The organism is Mesorhizobium sp. M7D.F.Ca.US.004.03.1.1 (assembly GCF_003998635.1).
In the GTDB taxonomy this organism is placed as follows: domain Bacteria; phylum Pseudomonadota; class Alphaproteobacteria; order Rhizobiales; family Rhizobiaceae; genus Mesorhizobium; species Mesorhizobium loti.
Genome location: NZ_RZQG01001076.1, coordinates 1 through 1,851, shown reverse-complemented (window position 1 = coordinate 1,851; position 1,851 = coordinate 1). Strand labels below are relative to the sequence as shown.

At 59.8% G+C, this 1,851-nt stretch carries 3 protein-coding genes; all 3 read right to left on the bottom strand.

The features are described from left to right. The coding region (locus EN935_RS34035; RefSeq protein ID WP_164771608.1) for a dihydrodipicolinate synthase family protein at positions 1 to 803 on the bottom strand (803 nt) is incomplete at its 3' end. 4 nt (positions 804 to 807) lie between these two features. Further along, positions 808 to 1,476 (bottom strand): GntR family transcriptional regulator, encoded by a 669-nt coding sequence (locus tag EN935_RS34030; RefSeq protein ID WP_127374125.1) that lies wholly within the window; start codon positions 1,474 to 1,476, stop codon positions 808 to 810. Continuing rightward, a partial coding sequence (locus EN935_RS34025; protein ID WP_127374124.1) for an aminotransferase class I/II-fold pyridoxal phosphate-dependent enzyme occupies positions 1,473 to 1,851 on the bottom strand: 379 nt, incomplete at its 5' end. The genes EN935_RS34030 and EN935_RS34025, both read right to left, overlap by 4 nt.

Sequence of the window (1,851 nt, the reverse complement as noted above, 5' to 3'; positions counted from 1 at the left end):
TCCTTGCGAATGGCGAGGCCGAAGCCGAGCTGCTGCTCGTGGCGCAGAAGCGGCAAATAGACGTCGAACACGTCCTCAGCAGCTTCGATGTCGCCGGCATAAAATTTGCGGCAGACCTCCACCAACATTTCGGGATAAGCAAAACCGGTCATTGCGCCATCGGCTCCGCGGCGCAACTCCTGCGGCAGATGAAGACCGCCATTGCCGATCAAGATACTGACGCGGCGCTGACCCTTTTGCTCAGCGGCGCGCACTGCGGTGATCTTCGGCAAACCTGGCGATTCCTCGTGCTTCAACATCACCAGATTTTCGAACGCTGCTACGAGACGATTAAACACCGACACTGAGGTGACCACACTCGTGGTTTGTGGATAGTCCTGGTAGCAGACGGGGATGTCGTGGCCGAGGCGCTCCAACACCACAGACCAGTAGTTGTACACCTGGTCGTCGGTTTTGAGACCCGGGATCGGCGCAATCATGACGCCAGCTGCGCCCATGTCCATGGCCTCGCGGGAAAAGCGGGCAAGATTGTCCGTGCCCGGATTGCTGGCTCCGACCACGATTGGCAGCTTGCCGTCGATCCGCTTGAAAACGCGCGCCATAATGGCGCGGGATTCTTCCGGCGAAAGCTTCGTGGCTTCGCCAAGCACGCCCAGAATGGTCAGGCCATCGACGCCACTTTGAAGGTAATAGTCCATCAGCTTGTCGATGCTGTTGAAATCAATCTCCCCGCTGTCAGAGAAGGGTGTCGGCGCAATGATGTAGACACCGCGAGTGGTCCCGTTGATCCGTTCAGTTGTCATAGTCTCAAACCTCACTCAGGTTGCGAATAATGGCGCTCTTCACACCATCAATGTGCTTGCGGACGGCCGCCTTGGCCACTTCCCTGTCACCGGCGCGGATGGCGGCAATGATCTCGAGATGTTCCATGTGGCCCACGCGGAAGCGCTCCGGCACACGGGTCATATTGAACATGCGAGTCTTTAGCCGCAGTTCCAGCGCCATCTTGGCCAGGAGGAGATTCCCGCTGGCATTGGCAATTGTGTCGTGAAGCCTGGAATCAATCGCCCAGTCGTCGGCGGGCCTGGGCTTCGGGTCATCGATCACCCTGCGCACACCTGCTTCGATGGCGTCCAGCTCATCGGCGCTAATCCGGCCAATCGCCAGCGCAACGGCCTCGGTCTCCAACATGGTACGCACATGCAGCACCTCGACCAGTTCACGAGCCGAGAACTCCCTGACAATCATCGAATTGCCTGGCCGGCGCGAAATGTAGCCCTCGGTCTCCAGGCGGTAGAGCGCTTCGCGTGCCGGCGTTCGCGAAACATCCAGCGCCTCGGCCAGCTTGCGCTCCTGCAACACCGTGCCGACCGGAAGTTCGCGCTGTATCATCATGTTCAGAAGCCGATCATAGATCTGCTGGCTGAGGCTCTTATCGGGGATTTGACGGATGGCGGCCGCAGGGTTGCGTATCATGACGCGCTCCTTGCTCCGTTCAGCTGCCCGATGGCGGCCGCAATGCGGCGGCAAGCTTGCGCGAGATCTTCATCGCTCGACGCGTATGAGATCCGGAAATAGCCGGACAAGCCGAAGGAGGAGCCGGGCACGGTAGCAACCAACGCCTCGTCCAGCAAAAACCCGGCTACATCCGAATCATTCTCCAGCACCGATCCTGACCGCGTCATCAGGCCGAACAGGCTCCGGCAGTCCGCGTAGACGTAGAAAGCTCCGTCCGGCCTGGCACAGCAAAGGTGGGGCACGGCCGACAGCGCATTGACCACCAAGTCTCGGCGTCGTCTCAACACCGTCACCACTTCACCAAAAAAATCCTTCGGGCCGGTCAGTGCCGCC